The following is a 25,897-nucleotide window of genomic DNA, read 5'->3' on the forward strand; positions in this document are numbered from 1 at the left end:
TCAAATGTAGTTGCTTGCGCAAGTATCTAGCGTGTGCAACTATATATAGAGCGTCTGCAACTATTATTCTACGGTTCCCGGGGGCGCACTTCCACTCCCGTGGGAACCACCCAGATAAGGAGCTCCACATGCCCGCAGGGTTGATTGCCCTTGCCCTAGGCGGATTCGGCATCGGACTGACCGAATTCGTGATCATGGGCCTCCTGCCGGAGGTTGCTGCCGACTTCCAGGTCAGCGAGGCATCTGCCGGCTGGTTCATTTCCGGCTACGCCCTCAGCGTCACCGTCGGTGCCCTGCTGGTGACGGCTGCGGTAACCCGCCTGCCGCGCAAACCTGTCCTCATGGGTTTGCTGGTCCTGTTCATTGCCGGCAACTTCCTGTCCGCGATCGCCGACAGCTACACAGCCATGCTGATCGGACGCATCGTCGCCGCGCTATGCCATGGAGCCTTCTTCGGTATCGGGTCGGTAGTGGCCGCGAGCCTGGTCGCGCCCCACAAAAAGGCCGGAGCCATCGCCATCATGTTCACCGGCCTCACCGCCGCCAATGTGCTGGGCGTGCCCTTTGGAACCCTCCTGGGCCAGAACTTCGGCTGGCGCTCCACGTTTTGGGCGATCACTGCGATTGGCGTCATCGCCCTCCTCGGCATCGCGCTCATGGTCCCCAAGGCCAGCACGGAACCCACCAAGGGCCTTCGCAGCGAACTGGGTGCCTTCAAGTCCGGCCAGGTCTGGCTCTCGATCCTGGTCACCATCCTGGGCTTCGGCGGAATGTTCGACGCTTTCACCTACATTGCTTTCACCCTGACCGAAGTCTCCGGTTTCGAGTCCAATGCGGTGCCGTGGCTCCTGGTGCTGTTCGGAGGCGGACTCTTTGTGGGGAACTTCCTCGGCGGGAAGGCAGCTGACAAAGCCTTGGATAAGACGCTCATCGTAATTCTCGCGGGCTTGGTCCTCGTGCTGGTGTTCTTCGCCCTCACTGCGTCCAACAGCATAGCCACCCTGGTATCCCTGGCGTTGATGGGCGGGTTTGGGTTCGCGACAGTTCCGGGCCTGCAGATGCGGGTCATGCACTTCGCCTCCACGGCGCCCACGTTGGCGTCCGGTGCGAACATTGGTGCCTTCAACCTGGGCAATGCGCTGGGGGCCTGGCTTGGTGGGGTCACCATCACAGCCGGCCTCGGCTACACCTCGCCCATCTGGGCCGGCGCGGGCATCACGGTCGCAGCTCTTGTGGTCATGGTCATTGCGGCAGCCGCAGCCAAGCGCGGGGGAGTCCCGGCACCTGCTGCAGCGTCCGACGTCGAGCGCGAACCACGCGGGGCGACTGTCGCCTGAGCGTCAGCCCTACCGGCAAAAAAGTAAACCCGCCACGGACTATTCCGTGGCGGGTTTTGACAGAGGGTGAAGACGAAGCTCTAAAACATCCCGGCCGGGACGCTCGCTCCAAGACTCTGCCGTACTGCGCCGAGGATAAAGCAGGCGCCCGTGGCGACAAACAATGCCACCAGTACCAGAATGGCTTTGACCCCCGCATTGCCCTTTTTCCGAGCTGGTACTTGTGCTTGTTCAGTCATGGGGTCAATCATGGCAGAGACCCCTTGGGTGCAGGGGAAATGTGCCTATACTTTCAGCGGTGGCCAGCATTGCGGGCCGCCGTCGAGATTCGTCAATATCCCGATGAAAGGCCGCCCGTGAGCAATATTCCAGCAGACCTGTCCTACACCGCGGAACACGAATGGGTATCCGCCCCGGACTCCGAAGGGGTGGTGCGGATTGGCATCACGGACTTCGCCCAGGACGCGCTGGGCGATGTCGTGTACGCCCAGATGCCCGAACCGGGCACCAAAGTCACCGGAAACCAAGTGGTGGGGGAGGTTGAGTCGACTAAGAGTGTCAGTGATATTTACGCTCCGGTGACGGGAGAAGTCATCAACCGCAATGACGCCCTTGATACTGACCCTGCCCTTATCAACTCCGACCCTTACGGCGAAGGTTGGCTGATCGAAGTAAAACTGGCCGAGGCAGATGCCGTGGATTCCCTGCTCAGTGCATCGGAGTACGAACAACAGGTAGGCTAAAGTTATCTGGCCCGTCAGGCCGTTTCCCCTTGTGGGAGAGGGTACGGCGGGCCGGGAACCGATTTGCCCGGCGGTACCGGGATGCGGAAGTGCTGGCAGGTTTGGAAATGCCAGCGGATGAGGAGGAAATTCCATGGTTGGCGGCGAACAGAATCAAGCCAATGTCGGGAACGGCGCGGAGGAGCAGCCTACGTCGGAGACCACCTCGATCAGCATCACGCCAACGTGGGATGAGCCCAGCATCGCACCCCAGCTGGGTGCCGAGGAGCGGGCGTCGGTGGACGCCTTGCCGCCGAACTCGGCGTTGCTGATCGCGCACAGCGGCCCTAACGCCGGTGCCAGGTTCCTGCTCGATGCAGACACCACCACGGCTGGACGCCACCCCGATGCGGACATCTTCCTTGACGATGTCACCGTGTCCCGGAAGCATGTCCAGTTCCTCCGGACGGCTACCGGTTTTGAGCTGGTGGACATGGGCAGCCTTAACGGAACGTACGTCAACCACGACCGCGTGGACCGCGTGCAGCTCAAGAGCGGCAATGAGGTCCAGATCGGCAAGTTCCGGTTGACCTACTACCTGAGCCCTGTCCGCGCTGCAGGCCAAGTCTGACGGGGTATCTGCCTGTGGCTATTGCCCAGCCGGACCGCCGCGGACCGCAGGTCCTTAACATCGGGGAAGTCCTTGCTCAGCTGAGCGACGACTTTCCAGGGATGTCTGCGTCCAAGATCCGTTTCCTCGAGGAAAAGGGCCTCATTAACCCCAAGAGGACTCCTGCCGGCTACAGGCAGTACGCCGATCACGACGTGGAGCGGCTCCGTTTTGTGCTGGCCCTGCAGCGGGACCAGTACTTGCCGCTCAAAGTCATCAAGGACTACCTCGACGCCATTGACCGTGGAGAGCGCCCCGAAAACCTCCCGCCGGGCGTCACGGTTTCTCCCCGGGTGGTCTCCGCCGAGATGGCGGCAGACGTGCAGGGGCGTGCCCGCGCCCTGACGGAAGAGCAACTGCGTGCCGAGTCCGGCGCCAGCGTGCCGTTGTTGGAGTCGCTCCTGAGTTTCGGACTGATCAGCCACAGCGGCGGGAAGTTCGATGAACATGCTCTTCAGGTCGCCAGGGCATGTGTCCAACTGGAGGGCCATGGGCTGGAACCGCGTCACCTCCGTCCTTTCCAGGCTGCTGCGGAACGCGAATTTGGGTTGGTCGAACGGGCTGTCGCTCCGTTGACATCCCGCCGCGACGCCGCTTCCCAAGCGCGGGCAGCCGAGGCCGCCCGCGAGATCAGTGACCTCTGCCTGACTCTTCACAGGGCCCTGGTCCACGGACACATTTCCCGGATGGACGGCTGATGATCGAGGTCGAAATCGTCGGCGTCCGGATCGAACTGCCGTCCAACCAGCCGCTGGTCCTCCTGCGGGAACTCAATGGCGAGCGTCATGTTCCCATTTGGATAGGTACCCCTGAGGCCAGCGCCATTGCCCTTGCCCAGCAGGGCGTCGTCCCTCCACGGCCCATGACCCATGATCTCCTGGTGGACGTGGTGGAGTCCTTGGGGCATTCGATCATCAGCGTCAACATTGTCGCCGTGGAGGACAACATCTTCTACGGACAACTGCAGTTCGACGACGGCACGGTAGTCAGTTCGCGCGCGTCGGATGCGTTGGCACTTGCCTTGCGGGCCAAATGCCGTATCTGGTGTGCCGATGCCGTGATGGAAGAAGCCGGCGTCCGCATTACCGAACACGACGAAGGCGAAGACTCGGAACCGGATCCAACGGTGGACGAAGAGCGTGAGATGCGCCGCTTCCGTGAGTTCCTCGATGACGTCGAGCCTGAGGATTTCGAGGGCTGACGGCACCCTAAGCCTAAAGTTGAGGGTGAAACTTTCGACACGATGTGAATTCGGGCCCAAGGTCTTTGATTTCGGACCTCCGCGGGCCTAACGTCGAAGGTATCAAGTTCCCGTTGCATCCGATGCCCACGCAAGTCACACTGGAAGGTGCCGTCTTGCGGGAATTACAATGCTGCATTTCGGTGTTGTATGGGTGTCTGCACCGTCCCCAAGGGAACTGAGAACAAGGAGGTCACGTGAGTCCGAAAGGCGAAGCAGGCGAGCTGAAGCAGTCCTCTGCCGGCATTGCTGCGCCCGCATCCGGCGCCCAAGGTTTGCTCTTTACAGAGGACCTTCCTGTGCTGGACGAGGACGCGGGCTACCGCGGCCCCACCGCTTGCAAAGCCGCAGGCATCACGTACCGGCAACTCGACTACTGGGCGCGTACGGGCCTGGTTGAGCCTGCAGTCCGCGGGGCGGCCGGCTCCGGTTCGCAGCGTCTGTATGGCTTCAGGGACATCCTGGTCCTCAAAGTGGTGAAGCGCCTGCTCGACACTGGAGTCTCCCTCCAGCAGATCCGGACCGCGGTGGAGCACCTGCGGGAGCGCGGCGTCGAGGACCTCGCCCAAATCACCCTGATGAGCGATGGCGCCAGCGTGTATGAATGTACGTCAGCCGATGAGGTCATTGACCTGGTGCAGGGCGGGCAGGGTGTATTTGGTATCGCCGTTGGGCGCGTATGGCGGGAAGTTGAGGGAAGCCTGGCCGCCCTTCCGAGCGAGCATGCCGCCGAGCAGTCGTTTCCGGACGACGAATTGAGCAAGCGGCGGGTAGCGCGCCGCATCGGCTAGGAACCAACCACAAAGAATTCGCAGGACACAGAAAGGGCCTCTTCCCCACGGGGGAGAGGCCCTTTCTGTGTTGCGTAGTAGCGGGGAGGCTACCGCTGACGGCGGTCCCGCACGGCGGATTGGCCTTCCAGCAGATTCTGGAGGAGGGCGTCGAAGAGCTTGGCGGAATTCTTGGCCGAGTCACCGGGCCAGTGGTGGACCGAATGCGCAGCACCCTGGATCTGCTGCCAGTTGGCCTGTTCGGGGATGTGGGGCGTCAAAAGCAGCTCCCCGAACATGGATTCCATCTCGGCCAAGCGGAACGTGTGCTCAGCCGATCCTGTGCGTACCCGGTTGGCAACGATGCCGGCGGGGGCCAGGTTGGGCGCGAACTCCTGGCGGAACAACTGAATGGCGCGCATGGTGCGCTCGGTGCCGGCCACGGAGAACAACCCCGGCTCAGCGACCAGGACCACGCGGTCGCTGGCGCTCCAGGCCATGCGCGTCAGGCCATTGAGGGACGGAGGGCAATCCACCAGGACAAGTTCGTAGGCGGCAGTACCCGCCAGCACCGCGGACAGTCTGCGAAGATCGCGGCGCCCCAGGTCCGGTCGGTCATAGATTCCAGTGAAGGCCGAGCCGACGGCGACATCCAACGTGCCGTTGCTGGAGCCGTTGGAAACCCAGCTGCTGCCGGCAACGTTCTCCTGGATTTTGGCTTTGCGGGGGCTCTTCAGCATCCTGCCGATGTCCAGTTGCGAGCCCGGCTGCACGCCAAGGGCCGTCGTGGCGTCGGCGTGCGGGTCGAGGTCCACCACCAGGGTGGGGATGCCGGCTGCGAGGGCCGCGGACGCCAGGCCAGTGGTCACGGACGTCTTTCCGACGCCACCTTTGAGGCTGCTGATGCTGACTACTTGCACTTGAAAAACCAAAACCTAACGCCGGTTGCCGTATCGCGCTGATTCGGCTCCGGACGCACCGGAGCCGGGGTTTGCCGAACCCCCTCAACATCATATGGTGCATCGCCACGGATTCCCGCTTTCTACGCGCCCGGGCGGCCAACGGAACCTCTCCCGATAGCACGGCGTCGGGTCGCGCGCACGCATATACAGCCCACATGACGATTCCTTTGTGATGGTTGCCACAAAGATTTGTGTTTGATGCTGGCGGCACTACACACTGTGACCACCGACCGATCCACCCGCAATGATGCAGGAGAAGTATGTTTTCGAAAATTCTGGTGGCCAATCGCGGCGAAATCGCGATCAGGGCGTTTCGCGCTGGTTATGAACTGGGCGCCAAGACCGTAGCCGTCTTTCCGCATGAGGATCGCAACTCGATCCACCGGCAAAAGGCCGACGAAGCTTATTTGATCGGCGAGGTGGGCCATCCCGTCCGCGCGTACCTGGACGTGGAGGAGGTTGTCCGCGTCGCCAAGGAAGCCGGCGCTGACGCCATCTACCCCGGCTATGGGTTCCTTTCGGAAAACCCGGATCTGGCACGTGCTGCCAAAGCCGCCGGAATCACCTTCGTCGGTCCTCCGGCCGAGGTGCTGGAGTTGGCAGGCAACAAGGTCGCAGCCCTGGAAGCGGCACGCAAAGCCGGCGTCCCGGTCCTGAAGTCGAGCAAGCCTTCCAAGGACCTTGATGAGCTCATTGCCGCCGCAGACGAGATCGGGTTCCCCATCTTCGCCAAGGCCGTCGCCGGTGGTGGTGGCCGTGGCATGCGGCGCGTGGAAACACGCGAGGCCTTGCCGGAGGCGTTGCAGTCCGCGATGCGCGAGGCTGACGCCGCCTTTGGCGATCCCACGATGTTCCTCGAGCAGGCAGTGCTGCGCCCGCGCCACATCGAGGTGCAGATCCTGGCTGATGCCGAGGGCAACGTCATGCACCTTTTTGAGCGTGACTGTTCACTCCAGCGACGCCACCAGAAGGTAGTGGAGATCGCTCCTGCGCCAAACCTGGACGAGAACATCCGCCAGGCGCTGTACCGCGATGCTGTCGCTTTTGCGAAGGCCCTCAACTACGTCAATGCCGGAACGGTCGAGTTCCTGGTGGACACCGAGGGTGAACGGGCCGGCCAGCACGTCTTCATCGAAATGAACCCCCGTATCCAGGTGGAACACACGGTGACCGAAGAGATCACGGACGTCGACCTCGTGCAGGCCCAGATGCGGATTGCTTCGGGGGAGACCCTCGCGGATCTCGGACTGAGCCAGGACTCGGTCTCCATCAAGGGAGCGGCTATTCAGTGCCGCATTACCACGGAGGACCCGGCCAACGGCTTCCGCCCGGATGTCGGAAAGATTACCGGATACCGCTCCGCTGGCGGCGCTGGAGTCAGGCTCGACGGCGGTACCGTCTACTCGGGTGCCGAGATCAGCCCGCACTTCGACTCCATGCTGGTCAAACTCACCTGCCGTGGCCGGGACTATGGCGCTGCGGTAGCCCGCGCACGACGGGCGCTGGCGGAGTTCCGCATCCGCGGCGTTTCCACGAACATTCCCTTCCTTCAGGCTGTTCTCGCGGACCCCGACTTCAACGCGGGCAACGTGGCTACCGACTTCATCGACAAGCGCCCTGAACTGCTCAAGTCGCACATCTCCGCTGACCGCGGCACCAAGCTGCTCACTTGGTTGGCGGAGGTGACAGTGAACAAGCCGAACGGCGAGCTCAAGGTCCACTCCGACCCTGCCAGCAAGCTACCCGCCGTCGAGGGCCCCGTCCCCACCTCAGGGTCCCGCCAGAAGTTGCTGGAGCTGGGTCCGGACGGCTTCGCGAAGGCTCTTCGCGAACAGCAGGCCGTGGCGGTTACGGACACGACCTTCCGTGACGCCCACCAGTCCTTGCTGGCCACCCGCGTCCGTACGCGTGACCTGGTGGCCGCCGGCCCCGCAGTGACGGCCCTGATGCCGGAACTCCTCTCCGTCGAAGCCTGGGGTGGGGCGACCTACGACGTCGCGCTCCGCTTCCTTGGCGAGGACCCCTGGGACCGCTTGGCTGCTTTGCGCCAGGCGTTGCCGAATACCTGTATCCAGATGCTCCTCCGCGGACGCAACACCGTGGGTTACACCCCGTACCCGGAAGAGGTGACGGAGGCATTCGTTAACGAGGCCGCCGCCACGGGTATCGACATCTTCCGTATCTTCGACGCCCTCAATGACGTGAACCAGATGGCGCCGGCCATCCGCGCCGTGCGTGCGACCGGCACGGCTGTGGCCGAAGTGGCCTTGTGTTACACAGGTAACCTCCTTGACCCCAACGAGGACCTGTACACACTTGACTACTACCTGGACCTCGCGCAAAAAATCGTCGACGCCGGCGCGCACATCCTTGCGATCAAGGATATGGCCGGCTTGTTGCGTCCCGCAGCCGCCGCGAAGCTGGTCTCGGCGCTGCGTGAGCGGTTCGACCTTCCGGTCCACTTGCACACGCACGACACCGCGGGCGGCCAGTTGGCAACCCTCCTGGCGGCCGTGGACGCAGGCGTGGACGCCGTTGACGTAGCTGCAGCTTCCCTGGCGGGAACCACCAGCCAGCCCGCAGCGTCCGCACTGGTTGCGGCCTTGGCCAACACTCCCCGTGACACCGGACTGAGCCTGGACAATGTGGGCGCCCTGGAGCCCTACTGGGAAGCGGTCCGCAGGGTCTACGCTCCCTTTGAGTCAGGATTGCCGGGTCCCACAGGCCGTGTCTACCAGCACGAGATCCCTGGTGGCCAGCTGTCCAACCTCCGCCAGCAGGCGATTGCCCTTGGCCTCGGGGAGCAGTTCGAAGCCATCGAGGATATGTACACCGCAGCTGACCGGATCCTCGGCCGGCTGGTCAAGGTGACGCCGTCCTCCAAGGTGGTGGGCGACCTCGCACTTCACCTGGTGGGACTGAACGCAGACCCCGCGGACTTCAACGAGAATCCGCAGAACTACGACATCCCGGACTCCGTCATCGGCTTCCTGTCGGGCGAACTGGGTAATCCTCCCGGAGGATGGCCGGAACCCTTCCGCACCAAGGCCCTCCAGGGTCGCAGCGTCAAGGTCCGCGACGTGCAGATCAGCGCCGAGGACAGTGCCGCCCTCAAGGGTGATTCGAAGACCCGCCAGCACACGCTGAACCGGCTCCTCTTCGCAGGGCCCACCAAGGACTACCTGAAGAGTGTTGAAAGCTACGGAAACATCTCGGTGCTCGATACCCGTGACTACCTCTACGGTTTCCAGCACGGTGAAGAGCACGTGATCGAGCTGGAGAAGGGTGTACGCCTCATCGCGCAGCTGGAGGCTGTGTCCGAGGCCGATGAGAAGGGCATGCGTACCGTCATGTGTACCCTCAACGGCCAGTCCCGCCCCGTGGTTGTCCGGGACCGATCCGTGGTCAGCAACGTCAAGGCTGCGGAGAAGGCCGACCCCGCGCAGCCGGGCCAGGTAGCGGCTCCGTTCGCCGGTGCCGTCACCGTCACGGTCAAGGCAGGGGACGTCGTGAACGCAGGCGACACCGTTGCCACCATTGAGGCCATGAAGATGGAAGCGTCGATTACGACGCCGGTGGCAGGCACGGTTTCGCGGCTCGCCATTTCTTCGGTGGAGCAGGTCCAAGGTGGCGATCTGCTGCTGGTGATCGGCTAGCAATCGGCCAAAAAAGTACCCCGTCCGCATTGACTTGATCAATGTGGGACGGGGTACTTTTTTGTTCGCCGTGGGCTGCGTTCGCTAGGAGGCGCGGGGCGCCGAGTACATCTCCTCGATGATCGCGTCAAAGTCCTTCATGACCTGGGCGCGCTTGACCTTCAGGGAGGGGGTTAGGTGGCCTGAGGCTTCCGTAAAGTCGGCGGTGACGATCCGGAAGGACTTGATCGCCTCGGCCTGGGAAACAGACTGGTTGGCCTTGCTGACCAGTTCCTGCACGGCGGCCCTGACCACCGCGTGCCCGGCAGCCTCGTCGAGTGAGGTCTTGGCGGGGAGTCCGTGACGTTCCAGCCACCCCGGCAGGGCCTCTTCGTCCAAGGTGACCAGAGCGCCGATGAAGGGGCGGTTGTCGCCAACCACCAGGACCTGTGAGACCAGCGCATCGGCGCGGATCTGGTCCTCAAGGAGGGCCGGAACCACGTTCTTGCCGCCGGCGGTGACGATGATTTCCTTCTTCCGGCCAGTGATCTTCAGGAAGCCGTTGCTGTCCAGTTCGCCAATGTCGCCCGTGCGGAACCATCCATCAGTGAAGGTCTCTTCAGTCAGGTCCGGCCGGTTGAAGTAGCCGCGCATCACACAAACACCCTTGGCAAGGATTTCGCCGTCGTCAGCGATCTTCACGGAGTTACCGGGCAGGGGAGCGCCCACTGTGCCGATCTTGATCATGGAGGGTGTGTTGACCGAAATCGGGGCCGTGGTCTCCGTGAGCCCGTACCCTTCCAGGATCTGGAGTCCAATGCCCTGGAAGAAGTGGCCCAGGCGTTCCCCCAAGGGACCGCCACCGGACACGGCATGGGCCACGTGGCCGCCCATGGCATCCCGGAGCTTTCCGTAGACGAGTTTGTCGAACACGGCATGCTTGATCTTCAGCCCGAGCCCCAGTGACCCGGCCTGGCGGGCTTTGGAGTAGGCGATCGCCGTGTCCACGGCCCGGTGGAAGATCGCACCCTTACCGCCGTCCTCCGCCTTGGTCAGCGCTGAGTTGTAAACCTTCTCAAAGACGCGGGGGACAGCAAGGATGAAGGTGGGCTGGAAGCTCTGCAGATCGGCCAGCAGGTTTTTGATATCGGGGGTGTGGGCCACCTTGACGCCACCGGCCACGGCCAGGACCGAGATGAAGCGGGCAAACACGTGGGCCAGGGGCAGGAACATGATGGTCTTGCCGTTTTCGTTGATGATTCCCGGGAGGGACGCACGGGCGTTCTCTGAAAGCTCCACGAAGTTGCCATGGGTCAGTTCGCACCCCTTCGGACGGCCCGTAGTGCCTGACGTGTAGATAATGGTGGCAAGGTCAGCCAGCCCCGCGGCGGAACGTCGTGTTTCGAGTTCGTCATCGGATACTCCCGCGCCGGCAGCGCGGAGTGCATCAAGTCCCGTGCCCTCAAGCTGCCACACGTTGGCTACCGAGCTGATATCTTCCGCGGCAACCGCCTGGCGGATGATGTCCTCGTGGTGTGCCGCTTCGCCAAAGGCCGCCACTGCGCCGGAATCGCCCAGGTTCCACGCCACCTGCGAGGGGGAGGACGTTTCATAGATGGGCACAGAGACTGCGCCGGCAAACCAGATAGCGAAATCAACGAGGGACCATTCGTACCGGGTCCTGGACATGATTCCGACGCGGTCGCCTTGCCCCACTCCACTGGCAATCAGGCCTTTGGCAAGGGCCTGGGCGTCCGCGAGGAAATCCTTGGCACGAATGTCCTGCCACTGGGCGTTGCCGTCCAGCTTGGAAAACAGTGCAGGGTTGGACGCCTTCTCCGCTGCCCTGATCACGAAGTCCGTGATGTTGGTGTCCGGAGCGATGCTCACGAGGGGAGGAACACTGATTTCACGCACGGTAGCTCCTTTGATATGCACGGGCCACGAGGGGCTGCTTTCACTCTAGTATGCCCGCTCATGGAGGTGTGTTCTATTTCACCTACTGGCGAGTAACTTTACGGATCACCTGTCAATCCAAGCAACTTGACCCTTTCTGGAGCACCCGGTTCCCGTTGTGCGGGGGCTGGCGAATAGGATGATGGGATGCCCGCAATTAGGTCCAGCTCCCGTGCCCGACTCAGGCCTCCAGCGCCGGTCTTCAAGGATGTTCCCTGGGGTGCGCGCCGCAGCCACATGGGCCGGCGCGGGCTGGCGATCGGGATCGACATAGGCGGCACCAAGGTGGCGGCCGGCGTGGTGGACGCGGAGGGGCGCGTCCTCGCTGAAGCCCGCCGCTCGACTCCAGGGGCCGACCCCCGCGCTGTGGAACAGACCATTGTGGAGCTCGTTGACGAGCTCAGCGCCGGGCACCGTGTCGCTTCGGTGGGAATCGGTGCTGCAGGGTGGATGGACCTCGACGGCGGCACGGTCCTCTTCAGCCCCCATCTGGCCTGGCGCAATGAGCCGCTGCGGGACAGCCTGCAAAAACTGCTCCGGCGGCCGGTCCTGCTGACCAACGACGCCGACGCGGCGGCCTGGGCAGAGTGGCGCTTCGGTGCAGGACGCGGTGAGAGCCGCTTGGTGTGCATCACCTTGGGTACAGGTATTGGTGGTGCCATGGTGATGGATGGCAAGGTGGAGCGCGGCCGATACGGCGTGGCCGGCGAATTCGGCCACCAGATCATTTTCCCCGGAGGGCACCGATGCGAATGCGGTAACCGAGGGTGCTGGGAGCAGTATGCCTCAGGCAACGCCTTGGGAAGGGAAGCCCGGCAACTGGTCCGGACGAACTCTCCCGAGGGGCGGGCGCTCCTGGAAAGGGCAGGTGGCACGGCCGAGAACATGACCGGGGCCACCGTCACATCCCTGGCCCTGGCCGGGGACGCCACCTCCCGGGAGCTTTTGGCCGACCAGGGAGAATGGTTGGGACTGGGCCTGGCCAACCTCGCAGCTGCCCTCGACCCCGGAACGTTCGTGATCGGCGGGGGGCTGTGCGATGCAGGGGAGTTGCTCGCTGGCCCGGCGCGGGAATCGTTCGCCAAAAACCTTACCGGGCGCGGATTCCGCCCCATGGCCAGGATTGACCTGGCCGCCCTCGGTCCACGGGCCGGGATGATCGGTGCTGCAGACCTATCGCGGGTCAGCGGCCGCGCGCACAGCTAAGTTTGCAGGACCAAAGGGGACGTAGGACAAAAGGGGGCGCAGGCACCTAGAGGCGGGCGCCGTCGTCGTCCTCATTCTTTTCCTGCGGAAGCCGCATGATGAGGTAGACAACCGAGACCACGAAGGCCGCGACGATCCCCATCACCGCGGTCAGTGGCGCGGACCGCCAGAACATGGCCGTGAACAGCAGTGCGATGGGACCTCCCACGGCACCGACCCAAGCCAGCATGATCAAAGGCTCGGTGCCCGCCAAACTGGGTGGCTCTTCGGGGACAAAGGCATCGTCCAGGTCCTCGACTTCAAAATCGCGGGGGCCCAAAGGCCGGCCTGCACCCTCACCCGTGTCCGGGACCGCGGACGCGTCGGGCGAAGGTTCAGTAGCGGGCGTCGTTAGTCCCAGCGGATCAAAGTCCTTGAACGCCTTGCCCGTACCCCGCTGTGGCCGTCCGCCGTCGACTGGCTCGGGCTCCTCACGTGGTGGGTCCGAGTGTTCCGTGGACGGCGAGGGCGTGGCCTCCAGCCTGGCCACGAGGTCCAGCCATACGGCGTCGTCATCCTTGTTCGCGCTTTGATCGGCGGAGTTGGGATCAGGCCTGTTCATGGGCGGTGTCCTTTTCGGGGGAAGCTCCGTGTCCGGCCAGGTTCGCAACGGTTTTTTGGATGAAGTCCACCGTGCCCTGGAAGATCTCGGGGGCATCGTTATCGAGCGTGGCCACGTGGTAGCTGTTGGCCAGGTAGTGGATGTCGACAGGCGCGCTGGAGCGGGAACGAAGGAGTTCCAGGCTGGCCTTCGAGATGACGTTGTCCACTGTTGATTTGTAGACACGAACAGGAGCATTGATGCGGGGGAGAAGGGCAGCAGTGTCCCTGTACATCTTCTTGAGTTGATGGGCTGCAGCCACCGGCGTTCGGGTGTAGGCACCTTCATCCTGGTCCGGCTTGAGGATGTCGTTGGCGATGGCCGGAGTCGACTTCACCACATACTTCAACGCGGCTACGACCACTGCACGCGGGTCATCGAGGACCAGTCCCGGGTTGACCACGATAGTGCCGGCTACGGGTCGGGTGGCCGCGATGCGCAGGGCCAGGGTACCGCCCATGGACAAGCCTGCAGCGAAGACGTAGTCGCACTCGGCCGCCAGTTCGAGGTATGCGTCGTCAACTGCCCGGTGCCATTCCCGCCAGGAACGGGTGGCCATGTCCTGCCAGGTGGTGCCGTGGCCCGGAAGCAGGGGCAGGCGGACAGCGTAGCCTGCAGCGGCCAGGTGTTCAGCCCACGGCCTGACGCTGTGCGGGCTGCCAGTGAACCCATGGGACATGACAACGCCAACGCGTGGCCCGATCCCGTTCCACTGGCTGGAGAACGGCGAGAAATCCGGAAGCATGTTCATGATGACTCTGAGGCTACTCTGTCGTCGGCGTGCTGACGGAAAAACCTGGCGGATTCTTCGAAAATGGTGGGCGCGTCCACATCCAGGGTGGCTACGTGCCCGCTATGGGGAAGGGTCACGACCTTCAGGCGCGAGGAAGCGATGTGCCGTTCGATGGTGGCCACGGAACTTGGAGGGATGACGCCATCCACCGCCGATTTGAATACCAATGCAGGTGCCTGCACTTCCGGCAGGCCACGGGTCGCGGCGCGGAAAAGCTTCTTCAGCTCGTGCACTGACTTCAAGGGAGTCTTGGAGTAGTCGCCCGTCTCATCGGTGGCCGGCGCCGGTGAGTCCTCCACAATGGGGGTGGTGGTCCGCATGACATACTTCAGGGCGCCCACGTACTTCACGCGCCTGTCATAAAAGCTGAGGCCGGGATTGACCAGCACCAGGCCAGGAACATCATGGAGGGCGGCAACCCGAAGTGCCACGGCACCTCCCATGGACAGCCCGGCAACAAAACAGGTCCTGGTCTGTCCAGCAAGTTCAAGGTAGCTCTGCTCGAAGGTCCGGTACCAGTCCTGCCAGCGGGTGGTTGCGAGGTCATGCCAACTGGTGCCGTGGCCGGGGAGCAGCGGCACGGAGACGGCAAATCCCTGGGAGGCCAGATACTCAGCCCACGGGAGCATGCTCAGGGGGCTGCCCGTGAAACCGTGGCAGATGGCCACGCCAGTGGAGGCGTTTGGTCCATGCCCGGCATAGTGGAAGGCGAGCGGCGCAGCAGGTGAAGGGCGTTCCGTCATGCGTCCCATCGTGTCACTGTTCTGGAGATTTCTCACTGGAGTAGGGTTGCTGTTGAGTGCCGGCCGGGTTGCCGGAAGCATGCCAACCGTCGGCCGTGAGGGGACTAACGTGTTCTATTGGGTCATGAAGAGGATCTTCCTTGGTCCGATCCTCAAGCTTCTGTTCCGTCCCTGGGTCAAGGGCCTGGACAACGTTCCCGACAACGGCGCAGCCATCCTTGCCTCCAACCACTTGTCCTTTTCCGACTCCATCTTCCTTCCCTTGATGGTTCGCCGCCCGGTGATCTTCCTGGCCAAATCCGAGTACTTCACTGGAAAGGGAATTAAAGGACGGCTCACGGCGATGTTTTTCCGATTAAGCAACCAGCTCCCCATGGACCGTTCGGGCGGCGCTGCGTCGGAGATGTCGCTTCAGGCAGGAAAGGATGTACTGGCGTCCGGAGGATTGTTGGGAATCTACCCTGAAGGCACCCGCAGCCCCGATGCCAGGCTCTACCGCGGCAAGGTGGGCGTCGCCAAGCTGGCCCTTCAGACGCGGGTGCCGGTAGTGCCGGTAGCCATGATCGGGACCGAAAAGGTCCAGCCCATCGGCAAGAGACTGCCAAATATCCGCCGGATCGGCATCATCTTTGGGCAACCGATGGACTTCAGCCGCTACTACGGCATGGAGGACGACCGCCAGGTCCAGCGGGCCGTTACAGATGAAATCATGTCCAGCCTGATGCGCCTCTCAGGTCAGGAATACGTGGATGAGTACGCAGCAGTGGTCAAGGCCCAGCTCGCCGGAAAAGGCCCTGAGCCGGTCCGGAAAGTCGAGGTTGCCGAGGACGCGACCCCCGACATCTCCGATGACAGGGATGAACCGCGGAGCGGGGCGAATGGATCAGCGGAGAGACTGTGACGCACCGGCCATCGTCAGTTACGGCTTCAGTCCCGCAACGCCGCCGGAGGCTACTACTCTTTAAGGGTGACTGAGCTAACCGCGAACACCGCACCCGCCATTGCAGACCCCCTCGCAAGCACCGCCCAGAGCGGAGCTGCGAACTATCCCGGGCTTGACGCCTGGCGGGACCTGCCGATCTCCCAGCAGCCAACATGGTCGGACTCCGAGGTCTTCAAGGCTTCCGTCAAAGAGCTGTCAGCGGTGCCGCCGCTGGTTTTCGCCGGTGAAGTGGACGTCCTCCGGGAACGGCTCGCCGCCGCTGCCCAGGGCAAGGCCTTCCTCCTCCAGGGCGGAGACTGTGCCGAGACGTTCGAGGCAGCAACGGCGGACAAGATCAGTGCACGGGTGAAGACCATCCTCCAGATGGCTGTCGTTCTCACGTACGGCGCCGCCATGCCCGTCATCAAGATGGGCCGCATGGCCGGCCAGTTCGCCAAGCCACGCTCCTCCAACGATGAAACGCGCGACGGCGTGACCCTCCCCGCATACCGCGGCGACATTGTGAACGGTTACGACTTCACTCCAGAGTCACGTGCACACGACGCAAGCCGCATGCTCAAGGCGTACCACACCTCCGCATCCACCTTGAACCTCATCCGGGCGTTCACACAGGGCGGCTTTGCTGACCTTCGCCTGGTGCACCAGTGGAACAAGGGGTTCACAGAGAACCCTGCGCACGCACGCTACGAGTCCCTCGCGCGGGACATCGACAGGGCCATCAGCTTCATGGATTCTTGTGGCGCCGACTTTGAGGCACTCAAGCGCGTCGAATTCTTCGCCAGCCACGAAGCACTGCTGCTGGACTACGAGCGCGCGCTGACACGCATCGACTCACGCACGGGCCTGCCGTACGACACGTCGTCGCACTTCCTGTGGATCGGTGAGCGGACCCGCGAACTGGACCACGCCCACGTGGACTTCCTGTCCCGTGTCCGGAACCCGATCGGCGTCAAGCTTGGTCCGACCACCAGCGGTGATGACGCCCTGCGCCTGATCGATAAGTTGGACCCCAACCGCGAACCGGGCCGTCTCACTTTCATTACCCGCATGGGTGCCAAGAACATCCGCGAGAAGCTGCCCGCCGTCGTCGAGCGTGTGACTGCCTCCGGCGCCCAGGTCCTGTGGGTCACGGACCCGATGCACGGCAACACGGTCACATCGCCCAACGGCTACAAGACCCGCAACTTCGACGACGTCATTGACGAGGTCCGTGGCTTCTTCGAGGTCCACCACTCGCTAGGTACGGTCCCGGGCGGCCTTCACGTCGAAATGACGGGCGACGACGTCGCGGAGTGCCTGGGCGGTGCCGATCCGATCGACCAGGACGCGTTCCTGGACCGCTACGAGTCGGTCTGCGACCCGCGCCTGAACCACATGCAGTCGTTGGAAATGGCGTTCCTGGTCGCGGGCGCCCTCTCCAAGCGCTGACACCATGAACTGACAAAGCAGAAGGCGCGGTCCCCTGATAGGGGACCGCGCCTTCTGTTGTTTCCTGGGTATCAGACTACGGTCAGTGTGATGGGGGAACCCTCGGGAACTTCGATGTTGACGGGGTTCTGCACCAGGACGAGGTTCAAGATCACCACATCTTGTTTTCTGAGCACTTCAAAACCAAGGCTCTTGAGCTCTTTCTCTGCGGCATCGGCGTTCTTTCCCACAAAGTTGGGTACTTTCACCATCTTGGGGCCCTTGGAAAGTGTAAGCGTCACGGTGTCACCCTTGACCAGGGTGCCGTTCGCTGGGGACTGCGACACGACGCCATTGTCGGGTAACTTGTCGAAAACCTTATCCGGGGCGACCACAGCCTTCAATCCCACGTCCTGGAGGGCCTTGATGGCGGCGTCCTTCGCCAAACCGCGGACATCGGGGACGGGAATCGGCTGCGGCCCCTTGGACACCACCAAAGCCACAGGTGTGCCATGCCGCACTTCCTTGCCGGTGGCGGGGTCCTGTGAGATCACGACGCCGGCCGGCACCTTGTCATCGAAGGCTTGGGTTACGTTGCCAAGCGCCATTTGCGCCGCGTTCAGGGCGGTCTTGGCCTCCGCCAGTGTGCCTCCCGTGAGCGTCGGCAGCGGAAAGAGCTGTGCACCCTTGGAAACGAAGACTGTGACGGATTGGAATTTCCGGACTTCCGCGCCGGATCTGGGCTCCGTTCCCACAGCGTAACCGGGCAGGATGTCGTCGTCGAACACGTCCCGCGGCTCAGACTGGAAGCCGGCTGTGCGGAGCAACTGCTGGGCCTCCGCCACGGTCTTGTTCTTGACGTCGGGTATGGTTCCGGGAGACCCGGGACCCATGCCGAAGAACCACCCGGCAGTGGCTGCCAACAATGCCAGGATGACGATCACGACGGCCCAGATGATGCCGCGGCGGCGTGGGTTGCCTTCACGGAGTTGGCGGACCGGAGTCGCCGCCGCCCTGGCGCGGTCTTTTGCCTGCTGCCGTTCAATCCTTTTCAGCTCACGCTTGCCGGGCTGGTTCAGGTCGTGGTCGGTGGGATCCTGTGTGGAACGTTGGAGCCCCGAGCCCGCTGCCGCCATGATGGTGGTGGGATTGCGCTGCTGTGAGATGAACTCAGTGGGCGACGCCGTGGTCGCCAAGGCCTCGGTGGGATTCCCGGCCGGACTGCCTACCGGTGCCGATTCAGGTGCGTATGCAGGGGAGTGCGGCGTCGGGGCGGGGGACTGCCTGTGGTCCAGCTGCTCATCGGTGAGGGTGGTTCGGATGTGGCGCAGCTCCGTCAGCAGGGCAGTGCCGTCGACGGGACGGTTTTCGGCATCTGTGGCGGTGCACCACTGAACCAGTTCGTCCAGGTCGTCTGCCAGTCCGGGAGCCACGTCCGACGGCCGCCCGACAACGGAATTGACGTGCTGGTACGCCACCTGGATGGGTGAGTCGCCCGCGTAGGGTTGTTTCCCGGTCAGCATTTCGTACAGCATGATGCCGGCGGAGTAGATGTCGCTGCGGGCGTCAGCGGCCTGGCCCAGCACAAGTTCAGGGGCCAGGTAGGCGACGGTACCGATCAGGGCGCCCGTACTGGTGTTGGCTGAGACTGCCCTGGCCAATCCGAAGTCGGCCACCTTGATGCGCCCGTCGTCGGCTATGAGGACGTTCTCGGGCTTGATGTCGCGATGGATCAGCCCGGAGCCGTGCGCGGCGGCGAGTCCTTCAATGACAGGATCGATCAGCGCCAACGCGAGTCGCGGCGGGAGGGCCCCTTGCTCAGTCATGACGTCGCGAAGGGTGTGTCCCTTGACGTATTCCATGACGAGGTAGGCGATATGGCCGTCCTCGCCCTGATCCAGGACCCCCACGATGTGCGGGTGGGAGAGACTGGCTGCAGCCTTGGCTTCGCGGCTCAGGCGTTGCAGGAAGGTGGGATCGTTGGCCAGGTTCGGGTGCAGGACTTTGACGGCTACGTCGCGCTCGAGGCGTAGGTCCGTAGCCAAGTACACGGTGGACATTCCACCCCTTGCGAGGCGTGAACGGACCGTATATCGGCCGTCGACGGTAGTCCCGATGAGGTGGTCCTGCGTTGGTTCTTGCACCTTACGATCCTAAACGAGACGGGGAAGGGGCCCGAATCCACGCAGGATGCGGGCCCCTTCCGAGGTGCTGGGAAAGACCTAGCCGAAGGTGCGCTGGCGGGCCTTGATCGACTCGACGTAGCGCTTGGTGTCGTCGTACATTCCGTACTTGCTGACCGAGTATTGGCCTTGGTAGTAACCCGCGATTGCGTTGTCCAGATCCTTGCTCGTCGCAATGAGCGCCCGAATGATGGCAACGCCGGCCGTGGCGTTGTCATACGGATCGAGGAGGTTAAGTTTCCGGCCCACCAGGTCGGAGGCCCACTGCCCTGAGGAGGGGATGACCTGCATGGTGCCGATCGCGTTGGCCGGTGATACGGCCCGCTGGTCAAAGCCTGACTCCTGCTCGGCGAAGGCCAGGGCCAAGGACGGGCTCACACCCATACGCCGCGCGGTGTCGGCCACAATGCCCTTCATTTCGGCGCGGGTGGGCACCGGGGAGGCGTTCAGGAGCGCCTTGTTCTCGTTGGCGGAACTGACGACCGCCGGAGGGTAGGTGAAACCAAGGAAGGTGCTGGGAACCAGCGGCTTGGTCTCACCCGCGGGCTGGAGGCTGGTGCCCGCGCCGGGAATGGTGAGTTTCTGGCCGGGATAGATCACGGTGGTGGCCGTGACGTTGTTGGCACTCATCAACGCAGCCAGGGAAACGCCATTCCGTGAGGCGATGGAGCTGAGCGTGTCGCCGGCCTTGATGATGTACGAACCTGCGCTGGTGGTGGGTGCCGGCGCCGGCGTTGCGGGGGCCGAAGGCGCTGTGGGCGCAGCGGGAGCGGACCCGCCACTGACCTTGATCTTCTGTCCCGGGTAAATGATGGAGCTGCCGCTGAGGTTGTTCCAGCTGAAGATGCTGGACAAGGGCACGCCGTGCTTGGCAGCGATCGCACTCAGGGTGTCGCCGGAGACCACCGTGTAAACGGCGCCGTTCCCCGGGGTGCTGGGCGTGCTGGGGGCTGCCGGCGCCGAAGGCTGCGCCGGGGCGGCCGAAGCTGTCCCGGTGAGCTTGATGGTCTGCCCGGGGAAGATCAGCGTGGTTGCCGTGAGCTTGTTCAGTTCAAGCACCGCGTTTGTGTCCAGGTTGAACCGGCGGGCAATTGCGCTGATGGTGTCGCCGCGGACGATGGTGTAGGTGTCCGGTACCGACGGGGCCATCGGGCGGAGGGTCGCGGGAAGCGTAGCCGCGACGGCCTGGGCCGGTATCACGGTGCCGGTGTTGGCTGCCTGGGCCTTCATGGCTGCCGCAAGGGTGGCCGGAATCTTCCGGGGCTGCTGCGGGGCAGGCGCCGCAATGGAAGGTTGCGCCAAGGCCAACGAGGACAAGACCACGGCGGGAAGCGCAGCCGTGGTTGCCGCAATGACCGGCATGCTCATGGTTCGTTTCGGCGAGCGGGGCGTCGTCATGAAAGTGTCCTCATCTCAACAGCGGGGCGATTGTTTGCGCTGTTGTCAGTGTTACCAATGTTACTGATGTTATCAATGGTGCAAGAGTGATCAGTGTGAATCTCTCACACTTATTTCATCGGCACAACAATTCGGGACGTAATGGATTATGCTTCCCGATTTATCCGACAGAATTGGGGGCGTTCACCGCACCGGCCGGTATCGTCGTCGTCCTCCGGCTAGGCGAGGGGCGGGGCGGCGTGGCAACCTTGTTCCGTGAGTAATGTAGAAAGCCTTGTTTCCGACTGGCTGCCCTTGCCGGATGTCGCCGAACTGCTGGAAGTTTCCATCACCAAGGTCCACGGACTTCTGGATGAGCGCGCCATAGTTGCCATCAGGCGGGGAGAACGGAATGTCCGTTCGATCCCGGCCCTGTTTATTCAGGACGGTCACGTCGTTGACAGCCTGAAGGGGACGGTCGCGGTTCTCAGCGACGCCGGATATACCGACGAAGAGCTGATTGTCTGGCTGTTCACCCCTGACGAGTCGCTGCGGGGACGGCCCATAGACGCCTTGCGGGAAGGGCGCAAGACCGAGATCAGGCGCCGCGCCCAGTCACTGGCCTGGTAAAGCCGCGCCCTGGGGTAAAACACACTTAAACGCGTACGACGACGGTCTCCACCGTCGTCGTACGCGTCATGTTTTGTGGGGCCGGCTGACCCTGCGGCGGCAACGTGCGCCGGCGGTCAGGCCGCGCGGCTCACAGCTGCTTCGGCAAGCTGGCTGAGCGCCATCAGCGGAACTTCCTGAAGGGGCAATCGCTCCAGGGCTGCAAAGGCCTGCGAGCTGAGTTCGGCAATGAGCGCCTCCGTAGCCTCGAGCGCGCCACTTTCGATAATGATTCGCCTGATCGCTTCCACTTCTTCCGCTCCGAGCCCGGGATTGCCTAAGGTGCGGTCAAGGTAATCGGCTTCGGCTGGCCCAGCCTGGTTGATGGCGAAACCTACAAGGACGGTCCTTTTTCCTTCGCGGAGGTCGTCCCCTGCTGGTTTACCGGTGGTTTCAGGATCGCCGAAAACTCCCAGGACGTCGTCCCGCATCTGGAAGGCCTCGCCAAGCGGCAAGGAGAACTCCGAGTAGGCCCGCAGGAGCTCCGCCGGGGCTCCCGCCAATGCCCCGCCCAGGGCAAGGGGATGTTCGGTGGAGTACTTCGCAGACTTGTACCGGATGATCGACTTGGCCCGGTCCACGGATCCCACGCGGTCGCGGACGGGTCCGGCCACTTCTTCAAGGATGTCCAGGTACTGGCCGGCCATCACCTCTGCGCGCATGACGTTGAAGATCCCGCGGGCCGGGGTGCCGGACGCCGCACGTGTCCCGATACCGGTGAACGACTCCTCACTGAAGGACAGGCAGAGATCCCCGGTCAGGATGGCCGCGGCGTCGCCGAATCGCCCGCTGTCCAGGGCCCACCCCTGGGCCTCATGGAGTTGGCTGAATCTCTTATGGACGCTTGGCCCGCCCCGCCGCGTGTCGGAACGGTCGATGATGTCGTCGTGGATCAGCGCTGCGGCCTGGAACAGTTCAAGGGCGCACCCGGCCATGACGATGTCAGGATCGCCGGCGCCGCCGCCCGCGCCCCGCCAACCCCAGTAGCACATCAGCGCCCTCAGGCGCTTTCCTCCGGTGACCAGCTGGGAAATGGAACCGATGAGTGGTGCGACGTCGGCCGAGACACCGGCCATGAGGTCCTGCTGGCCCGAAAGGAAGCCGTTGAGTTTCCCGGCAACGGCACTGACGAACTCTGTTTGTTCGGAGGACACCTGGGCGGAAACCGTCACTTGACGGATCCTGCTGCCACATTGGCTCCGATGGTGAAGGTGGAAACACCCTCCTTCTGCCGGATTGAGACGTTGACGGTCTCCCCGTCGCCCCGGATGAAGTCAAGGGAGGTGACATTGCCCACGGCTTCGGGGCCGGGAACCAGCTTGAATCCCTGGGCTTCAAGTGAGGACTTGTAGTAGTCCACCACCCCTTCAGGAGGCGCTTTAACAGTGCCGACGAGGGCCACGTTGGTCAGGGCGTCCTTTTTGTCCACGCTGCTTGAGCGGACCGACGTGTTGGGCATGACTGGAATCAGTTGCTGCGGGAAGCCGGGGACCAAGGCATTCACCGTGGCGGTCGCATCGGGAGCCGGAGCGGTTGTGCCCGGGGATGCTGTGGCTGAGGAGGTGGCGGAGCCGGACGGAGTCGGCGCGGCGCTCGATGAGGACGAGGACGACGCCGAAGCCGCGTCGCTTGGGGATGGAGCTGCTGAACCCCCGGTCGACGGTGTGCAGGCTGAGGCCGCCACTGCGACACTTACTGCGAGCAGGGCAAACCCTCGCGTTTGAGGAGTTCCAAAGAGCTTCACAGGGTATCCTTCCTGGGGCTGAGCCGGATTGTGCCTCCAGTTTAGTCAGTGGGCGGGCATAGTATTGCCGTTGTGAGGCAGGAAGCATTCGGTAGCGCCCAAGGTGCCGGCGACGGATCCGCCCGCAGCGCTGGAGATGCCCTGCGGGAACTGAGGCGAACCAGCATACTTCATGTGGACATGGATGCCTTTTTTGTCTCGGTGGAACTTCGCAGCCGCCCGGAGCTTCGGGGCAAGCCGGTGATCGTTGGTTTCCCGGCTGAACGTTCGGTGGTCCTGTCCGCCTCGTATGAGGCCCGGGCGACTGGCGTGAAATCCGCGATGCCCATGTCCATCGCCATGAGGCGGTGCCCTTCGGCAGTCATTATCAATCCCCGGCACAAGGTCTACTACGAGGTCTCGGCACAATTGATGGAGATCTTCGCCTCGATCACTGAGCTGGTGGAGCCCCTGAGCGTCGACGAGGCATTCCTTGACGTGGGTGGTGCCATCAGGCGGCTGGGAACGCCGCTTGAGATCGGGCACCTGATCCGCCGCAGGGTCGAATCGGAGCTGGGGATTACCGCCTCAGTGGGCATTGCTGCCTCCAAGTTCGTGGCCAAGATCGCCTCAACGCGCTGCAAGCCGGACGGGATCCTGCAAATCGATGCCGACGACACGGTTCCCTACCTGCACAGCCTGCCCGTCAATGCCTTGTGGGGTGTGGGTGGGAAGACCGGAGAGGTACTGGCCCGGCTGGGTATCCGGACCGTTGCTGATGTCGCCGCGACGCCGCCCGCATCCTTAAAGAAGGTGCTTGGGGCCAGTGGTGAGCATGTCCACCGGCTCTCCATGGGAATAGACCCCCGTCCGGTAACCCCGACAAGGCTCGAAAAGAGCATCGGCGCCGAGGAAACGTTTGCAGTGGACACGGGAGATAACGCGTTACTGCACCGGGAGTTGCTGCGGCTGTCCCATAGGACGGCTTCGCGGCTTCGCAGCTCCGGCATGCTCGCGAGGACCATTGCCCTCAAACTTCGTTACTCCGATTTCTCCACTGTTTCGCGGAGCAGGACTGTGCAGACTCCCGTGGACAGCGCCCAGTTGATCTACCAGGTCGCGGTGCAGCTGCTGGAGTCCTTGGGGTCGCGATCCATGAGCGTCCGCCTGGTAGGGGTACGGGCTGAGCAACTGGAGCCGGCCGGGCAGACGTCCATGCAGTTGAGCCTTGACCGCAGGGACGATAACTGGCGTGCTGCGGAGCAGGCCCTGGACCGTGTGTCTGAACGCTTTGGTTCCAGGACTTTGCTGCCTGCCCGGCTTTTGGAACCCGGTAAGCCCCCAGCAGGGACCTGATCCCCGGGAGGGCGCCTTGCTCACCTGGTGCGTGTCTTTCAGATCGGCGTCCGACAAACTATCCTATTTATTACAGAGATTTAGATCGTCTGGACAAACTGTTTCCTCAACAGTCGGTCCCCGAATGCCCGCTGAACCCAGAGAGTATTTTGGGAACGATTCCCCTGGTCCGATCGTTTTGGAAACAGACGCACAGGACGCGTTATGTCCAGACGCTGGCTGACTAAAGGAGGTCGCGATGCCCCTCTCGGAGCACGAACAGAAGCTGCTTGAGCAACTGGAGAAGCAACTTCATGAGGACGATCCGAAGTTTGCCAACACGATGGGCTCGGATCCCATACGCAGCTGGTCAACCCGGCATGTGATCATCGGTGTGCTCGGCGCTATCGCAGGTATCCTCCTCCTGCTGGTTGGGGTGTCCATCCAAGCCATTCCCATAGGCGTCCTGGGGTTCGTCGTCATGGGCGCCGGGGTGTACTTCGCCACGTTGCGCGGTTCGGCCTTCGGTAAAGGCGGCAAGGCAAGGTCAGGAAAGGCCAAGCCCAAGAGCACGTTCATGAGCAGCCTCGAAGAACGCTGGGACGAACGCCGCCGCGACGACAACTGAACTCCGGCTCCCTTCGGCCGGCGAAGGCCCTCAGCAAGTGATTTATGCATCTCCTGACTACCGCCAGGGGATAACGAAAGACCCGCCCTGCGGGTCTTTCCGCGTTTAACCGGCCCTTTGCGTCTTCGCCCGCTTGCCCACGGCTTATGCCGGTCAGGGCATTCCCTGGCTCCAGCTGCGGCACTCCACTTCCCACCACCCGGCCCATCATTCCGCGCCATTCCCTCTGTTGGGGCGCCTGTGCGTGCCCCCGGGCTGCCGCGGCCCGGGACAGGTCTCCCGCAGCCCTCCACTGTGCTCCCTTCCCCAAAATCCGCGGGTTTATTGGCCGCTCGAATTTCAAAGTGGTGGAGAAACGTCCAAACGTGCGTTGACTGTGGGGCGTTGTGGAGTAAAGTGGAGAACATAAGAGGGTAGTGGCAGTGTTGGGCATGTGCGGGCACCTTGACTGAGGGGCGGTGGGGCCAGTGTTCTTGGGCACTCACTCACCACGTCTCGACGAAAAGGGCCGAATCATTCTTCCCGCCAAGTTCCGTGAGGAGCTTGCCGAGGGACTGGTCCTCACCAGGGGCCAGGAGCGCTGCATCTACGTCTTCAGCCAGAAGGAATTCGAGCGCATTCACGAGTCGATGCGGGAGGCGCCACTGTCCTCCAAGCAGGCTCGCGACTACATCAGGGTTTTTCTGTCTGGGGCCTCGGACGAAGTACCAGACAAGCAGGGGCGCGTGACGATTCCGCCGGCGCTCCGGACGTATGCCGGCCTCGGTCGGGAACTGGCAGTGATTGGTGCCGGTACCCGTGCGGAGATCTGGGATGCAGAAGCTTGGAATGAGTACCTCAACGAGAAGGAAGCTGCCTTCTCGGAAACGGATGACGACAATCTGCCCGGGTTCTTCTAACCGGGCTGAGTGAGCAGGGATCCCGCTTCTTGGATGGGATCTCCAGCCGCCCATTGGAC

At 63.1% G+C, this 25,897-nt stretch carries 25 protein-coding genes; 15 read left to right on the plus strand and 10 right to left on the minus strand.

The window, feature by feature from the left end; all coding sequences use genetic code 11:
* The first annotated feature begins 128 nt into the window (after positions 1 to 128).
* The gene (locus QRM57_RS15555) at positions 129 to 1,337 is read left to right on the plus strand and encodes an MFS transporter (RefSeq protein ID WP_284987239.1); all 1,209 of its coding nucleotides are present in this window, start codon (positions 129 to 131) and stop codon (positions 1,335 to 1,337) included.
* An 80-nt stretch (positions 1,338 to 1,417) separates the two neighbouring features.
* Here QRM57_RS15555 and QRM57_RS15560 read toward each other — a convergent pair whose 3' ends face one another.
* A complete protein-coding gene (locus QRM57_RS15560; RefSeq protein WP_284987240.1) occupies positions 1,418 to 1,576 on the minus strand; it encodes a hypothetical protein in 159 nt (52 codons plus the stop codon).
* Between the two features lie 117 nt (positions 1,577 to 1,693).
* Between QRM57_RS15560 and gcvH the strand changes: the two genes are divergently transcribed.
* The 5 genes from gcvH to QRM57_RS15585 all read left to right on the plus strand — a co-directional run bounded on the left by gcvH (position 1,694) and on the right by QRM57_RS15585 (position 4,760).
* Positions 1,694 to 2,080, plus strand: coding sequence for a glycine cleavage system protein GcvH (gene gcvH, locus QRM57_RS15565; protein WP_211711344.1), 387 nt, complete (start codon positions 1,694 to 1,696; stop codon positions 2,078 to 2,080).
* A gap of 133 nt (positions 2,081 to 2,213) precedes the next feature.
* Complete coding sequence (locus QRM57_RS15570) at positions 2,214 to 2,690, plus strand: FHA domain-containing protein (protein ID WP_235520410.1); 477 nt, start codon at positions 2,214 to 2,216, stop codon at positions 2,688 to 2,690.
* Positions 2,691 to 2,710: 20 nt separating this feature from the next.
* A complete protein-coding gene (gene ftsR, locus QRM57_RS15575) occupies positions 2,711 to 3,427 on the plus strand; it encodes a transcriptional regulator FtsR (RefSeq protein WP_257371341.1) in 717 nt (238 codons plus the stop codon).
* On the plus strand, positions 3,427 to 3,930 hold the full coding sequence (locus QRM57_RS15580; protein ID WP_231339091.1) for a bifunctional nuclease family protein: 504 nt from the start codon (positions 3,427 to 3,429) through the stop codon (positions 3,928 to 3,930). Before ftsR ends, QRM57_RS15580 begins: the two co-directional genes overlap by 1 nt.
* Positions 3,931 to 4,166: 236 nt before the next feature.
* Positions 4,167 to 4,760 carry a MerR family transcriptional regulator gene (locus QRM57_RS15585; protein WP_011774391.1) on the plus strand — a complete coding sequence of 198 codons (594 nt, stop codon included), beginning with the start codon at positions 4,167 to 4,169 and terminating at the stop codon, positions 4,758 to 4,760.
* A gap of 89 nt (positions 4,761 to 4,849) precedes the next feature.
* Here the strand turns inward: QRM57_RS15585 and QRM57_RS15590 are convergent, their stop codons facing one another.
* The gene (locus tag QRM57_RS15590; protein WP_284987241.1) at positions 4,850 to 5,659 is read right to left on the minus strand and encodes a ParA family protein; all 810 of its coding nucleotides are present in this window, start codon (positions 5,657 to 5,659) and stop codon (positions 4,850 to 4,852) included.
* A 302-nt stretch (positions 5,660 to 5,961) separates the two neighbouring features.
* On the opposite strand from QRM57_RS15590, the gene QRM57_RS15595 reads away from it, so the two are divergent.
* Positions 5,962 to 9,357, plus strand: coding sequence for a pyruvate carboxylase (locus QRM57_RS15595; protein ID WP_284987242.1), 3,396 nt, complete (start codon positions 5,962 to 5,964; stop codon positions 9,355 to 9,357).
* A gap of 84 nt (positions 9,358 to 9,441) precedes the next feature.
* On the opposite strand, the gene QRM57_RS15600 is transcribed toward QRM57_RS15595, so the two are convergent.
* Positions 9,442 to 11,253 (minus strand): AMP-dependent synthetase/ligase, encoded by a 1,812-nt coding sequence (locus QRM57_RS15600; protein ID WP_284987243.1) that lies wholly within the window; start codon positions 11,251 to 11,253, stop codon positions 9,442 to 9,444.
* Positions 11,254 to 11,439: 186 nt separating this feature from the next.
* Between QRM57_RS15600 and QRM57_RS15605 the strand changes: the two genes are divergently transcribed.
* Complete coding sequence (locus QRM57_RS15605) at positions 11,440 to 12,498, plus strand: ROK family protein (RefSeq protein ID WP_284987244.1); 1,059 nt, start codon at positions 11,440 to 11,442, stop codon at positions 12,496 to 12,498.
* Positions 12,499 to 12,544: 46 nt separating this feature from the next.
* Here the strand turns inward: QRM57_RS15605 and QRM57_RS15610 are convergent, their stop codons facing one another.
* From QRM57_RS15610 to QRM57_RS15620, 3 genes are read right to left on the minus strand one after another with little or no spacing between them, the layout of a single operon-like run.
* Positions 12,545 to 13,099, minus strand: coding sequence for a hypothetical protein (locus QRM57_RS15610; protein ID WP_284987245.1), 555 nt, complete (start codon positions 13,097 to 13,099; stop codon positions 12,545 to 12,547).
* On the minus strand, positions 13,086 to 13,889 hold the full coding sequence (locus QRM57_RS15615) for an alpha/beta hydrolase (protein WP_284987246.1): 804 nt from the start codon (positions 13,887 to 13,889) through the stop codon (positions 13,086 to 13,088). The genes QRM57_RS15610 and QRM57_RS15615 overlap by 14 nt, the downstream gene beginning before the upstream one ends.
* Positions 13,886 to 14,674 carry an alpha/beta hydrolase gene (locus QRM57_RS15620; RefSeq protein ID WP_284987304.1) on the minus strand — a complete coding sequence of 263 codons (789 nt, stop codon included), beginning with the start codon at positions 14,672 to 14,674 and terminating at the stop codon, positions 13,886 to 13,888. The genes QRM57_RS15615 and QRM57_RS15620 overlap by 4 nt, the downstream gene beginning before the upstream one ends.
* Positions 14,675 to 14,783: 109 nt before the next feature.
* On the opposite strand from QRM57_RS15620, the gene QRM57_RS15625 reads away from it, so the two are divergent.
* Together QRM57_RS15625 and QRM57_RS15630 are read left to right on the plus strand one after the other, a co-directional pair.
* Positions 14,784 to 15,575, plus strand: a complete 792-nt coding sequence (locus QRM57_RS15625; RefSeq protein ID WP_257371307.1) for a lysophospholipid acyltransferase family protein — start codon at positions 14,784 to 14,786, stop codon at positions 15,573 to 15,575.
* A 66-nt stretch (positions 15,576 to 15,641) separates the two neighbouring features.
* Positions 15,642 to 17,045 carry a class II 3-deoxy-7-phosphoheptulonate synthase gene (locus QRM57_RS15630; protein ID WP_235520419.1) on the plus strand — a complete coding sequence of 468 codons (1,404 nt, stop codon included), beginning with the start codon at positions 15,642 to 15,644 and terminating at the stop codon, positions 17,043 to 17,045.
* Positions 17,046 to 17,116: 71 nt separating this feature from the next.
* On the opposite strand, the gene pknB is transcribed toward QRM57_RS15630, so the two are convergent.
* Both pknB and QRM57_RS15640 read right to left on the minus strand, forming a co-directional pair.
* Positions 17,117 to 19,168: a Stk1 family PASTA domain-containing Ser/Thr kinase gene (gene pknB, locus QRM57_RS15635; protein ID WP_284987247.1), complete on the minus strand. Its 2,052-nt coding sequence runs from the start codon at positions 19,166 to 19,168 to the stop codon at positions 17,117 to 17,119.
* Between the two features lie 78 nt (positions 19,169 to 19,246).
* Positions 19,247 to 20,605 carry a lytic transglycosylase domain-containing protein gene (locus tag QRM57_RS15640; protein ID WP_257371310.1) on the minus strand — a complete coding sequence of 453 codons (1,359 nt, stop codon included), beginning with the start codon at positions 20,603 to 20,605 and terminating at the stop codon, positions 19,247 to 19,249.
* A 255-nt stretch (positions 20,606 to 20,860) separates the two neighbouring features.
* Between QRM57_RS15640 and QRM57_RS15645 the strand changes: the two genes are divergently transcribed.
* On the plus strand, positions 20,861 to 21,214 hold the full coding sequence (locus QRM57_RS15645; protein WP_235520422.1) for an Rv2175c family DNA-binding protein: 354 nt from the start codon (positions 20,861 to 20,863) through the stop codon (positions 21,212 to 21,214).
* A gap of 116 nt (positions 21,215 to 21,330) precedes the next feature.
* Here the strand turns inward: QRM57_RS15645 and QRM57_RS15650 are convergent, their stop codons facing one another.
* Positions 21,331 to 22,425 (minus strand): polyprenyl synthetase family protein, encoded by a 1,095-nt coding sequence (locus QRM57_RS15650; RefSeq protein ID WP_257371312.1) that lies wholly within the window; start codon positions 22,423 to 22,425, stop codon positions 21,331 to 21,333.
* The gene (locus QRM57_RS15655; RefSeq protein ID WP_257371313.1) at positions 22,422 to 22,712 is read right to left on the minus strand and encodes a hypothetical protein; all 291 of its coding nucleotides are present in this window, start codon (positions 22,710 to 22,712) and stop codon (positions 22,422 to 22,424) included. The genes QRM57_RS15650 and QRM57_RS15655 overlap by 4 nt, the downstream gene beginning before the upstream one ends.
* On the opposite strand from QRM57_RS15655, the gene QRM57_RS15660 reads away from it, so the two are divergent.
* From QRM57_RS15660 to mraZ, 4 genes are all read left to right on the plus strand, one after another.
* Entirely contained in the window at positions 22,711 to 22,977 is a 267-nt protein-coding gene (locus QRM57_RS15660; protein WP_257371314.1) for a hypothetical protein, read from the plus strand. The two genes, QRM57_RS15655 and QRM57_RS15660, sit on opposite strands and share 2 nt — an antisense overlap.
* Before the next feature lie 92 nt (positions 22,978 to 23,069).
* Positions 23,070 to 24,332 (plus strand): DNA polymerase IV, encoded by a 1,263-nt coding sequence (dinB, locus tag QRM57_RS15665; protein WP_257371315.1) that lies wholly within the window; start codon positions 23,070 to 23,072, stop codon positions 24,330 to 24,332.
* Between the two features lie 238 nt (positions 24,333 to 24,570).
* Positions 24,571 to 24,939, plus strand: coding sequence for an SCO2097 family morphological protein (locus QRM57_RS15670; RefSeq protein ID WP_257371316.1), 369 nt, complete (start codon positions 24,571 to 24,573; stop codon positions 24,937 to 24,939).
* A 467-nt stretch (positions 24,940 to 25,406) separates the two neighbouring features.
* Positions 25,407 to 25,838: a division/cell wall cluster transcriptional repressor MraZ gene (gene mraZ / locus QRM57_RS15675; RefSeq protein ID WP_211711325.1), complete on the plus strand. Its 432-nt coding sequence runs from the start codon at positions 25,407 to 25,409 to the stop codon at positions 25,836 to 25,838.
* The last annotated feature ends 59 nt before the right edge of the window (positions 25,839 to 25,897 follow it).

The organism is Arthrobacter sp. fls2-241-R2A-172 (assembly GCF_030208885.1).
In the GTDB taxonomy this organism is placed as follows: domain Bacteria; phylum Actinomycetota; class Actinomycetes; order Actinomycetales; family Micrococcaceae; genus Arthrobacter.

What these genes read in the sequence shown, in the direction of transcription:
- QRM57_RS15620 (WP_284987304.1), bottom strand. Translation starts at nt 14,674, where the DNA reads ATGACGGAACGCCCTTCACCTGCTGCGCCGCTCGCCTTCCACTATGCC.
- QRM57_RS15655 (WP_257371313.1), bottom strand. Translation starts at nt 22,712, where the DNA reads ATGCCCAACACGTCGGTCCGCTCAAGCAGCGTGGACAAAAAGGACGCC.
- QRM57_RS15640 (WP_257371310.1), bottom strand. Translation starts at nt 20,605, where the DNA reads ATGACGACGCCCCGCTCGCCGAAACGAACCATGAGCATGCCGGTCATT.
- QRM57_RS15615 (WP_284987246.1), bottom strand. Translation starts at nt 13,889, where the DNA reads ATGAACATGCTTCCGGATTTCTCGCCGTTCTCCAGCCAGTGGAACGGG.
- QRM57_RS15555 (WP_284987239.1), top strand. Translation starts at nt 129, where the DNA reads ATGCCCGCAGGGTTGATTGCCCTTGCCCTAGGCGGATTCGGCATCGGA.
- QRM57_RS15595 (WP_284987242.1), top strand. Translation starts at nt 5,962, where the DNA reads ATGTTTTCGAAAATTCTGGTGGCCAATCGCGGCGAAATCGCGATCAGG.
- QRM57_RS15570 (WP_235520410.1), top strand. Translation starts at nt 2,214, where the DNA reads ATGGTTGGCGGCGAACAGAATCAAGCCAATGTCGGGAACGGCGCGGAG.
- QRM57_RS15560 (WP_284987240.1), bottom strand. Translation starts at nt 1,576, where the DNA reads ATGACTGAACAAGCACAAGTACCAGCTCGGAAAAAGGGCAATGCGGGG.
- QRM57_RS15580 (WP_231339091.1), top strand. Translation starts at nt 3,427, where the DNA reads ATGATCGAGGTCGAAATCGTCGGCGTCCGGATCGAACTGCCGTCCAAC.
- QRM57_RS15605 (WP_284987244.1), top strand. Translation starts at nt 11,440, where the DNA reads ATGCCCGCAATTAGGTCCAGCTCCCGTGCCCGACTCAGGCCTCCAGCG.
- QRM57_RS15660 (WP_257371314.1), top strand. Translation starts at nt 22,711, where the DNA reads ATGACTGGAATCAGTTGCTGCGGGAAGCCGGGGACCAAGGCATTCACC.
- QRM57_RS15610 (WP_284987245.1), bottom strand. Translation starts at nt 13,099, where the DNA reads ATGAACAGGCCTGATCCCAACTCCGCCGATCAAAGCGCGAACAAGGAT.
- QRM57_RS15670 (WP_257371316.1), top strand. Translation starts at nt 24,571, where the DNA reads ATGCCCCTCTCGGAGCACGAACAGAAGCTGCTTGAGCAACTGGAGAAG.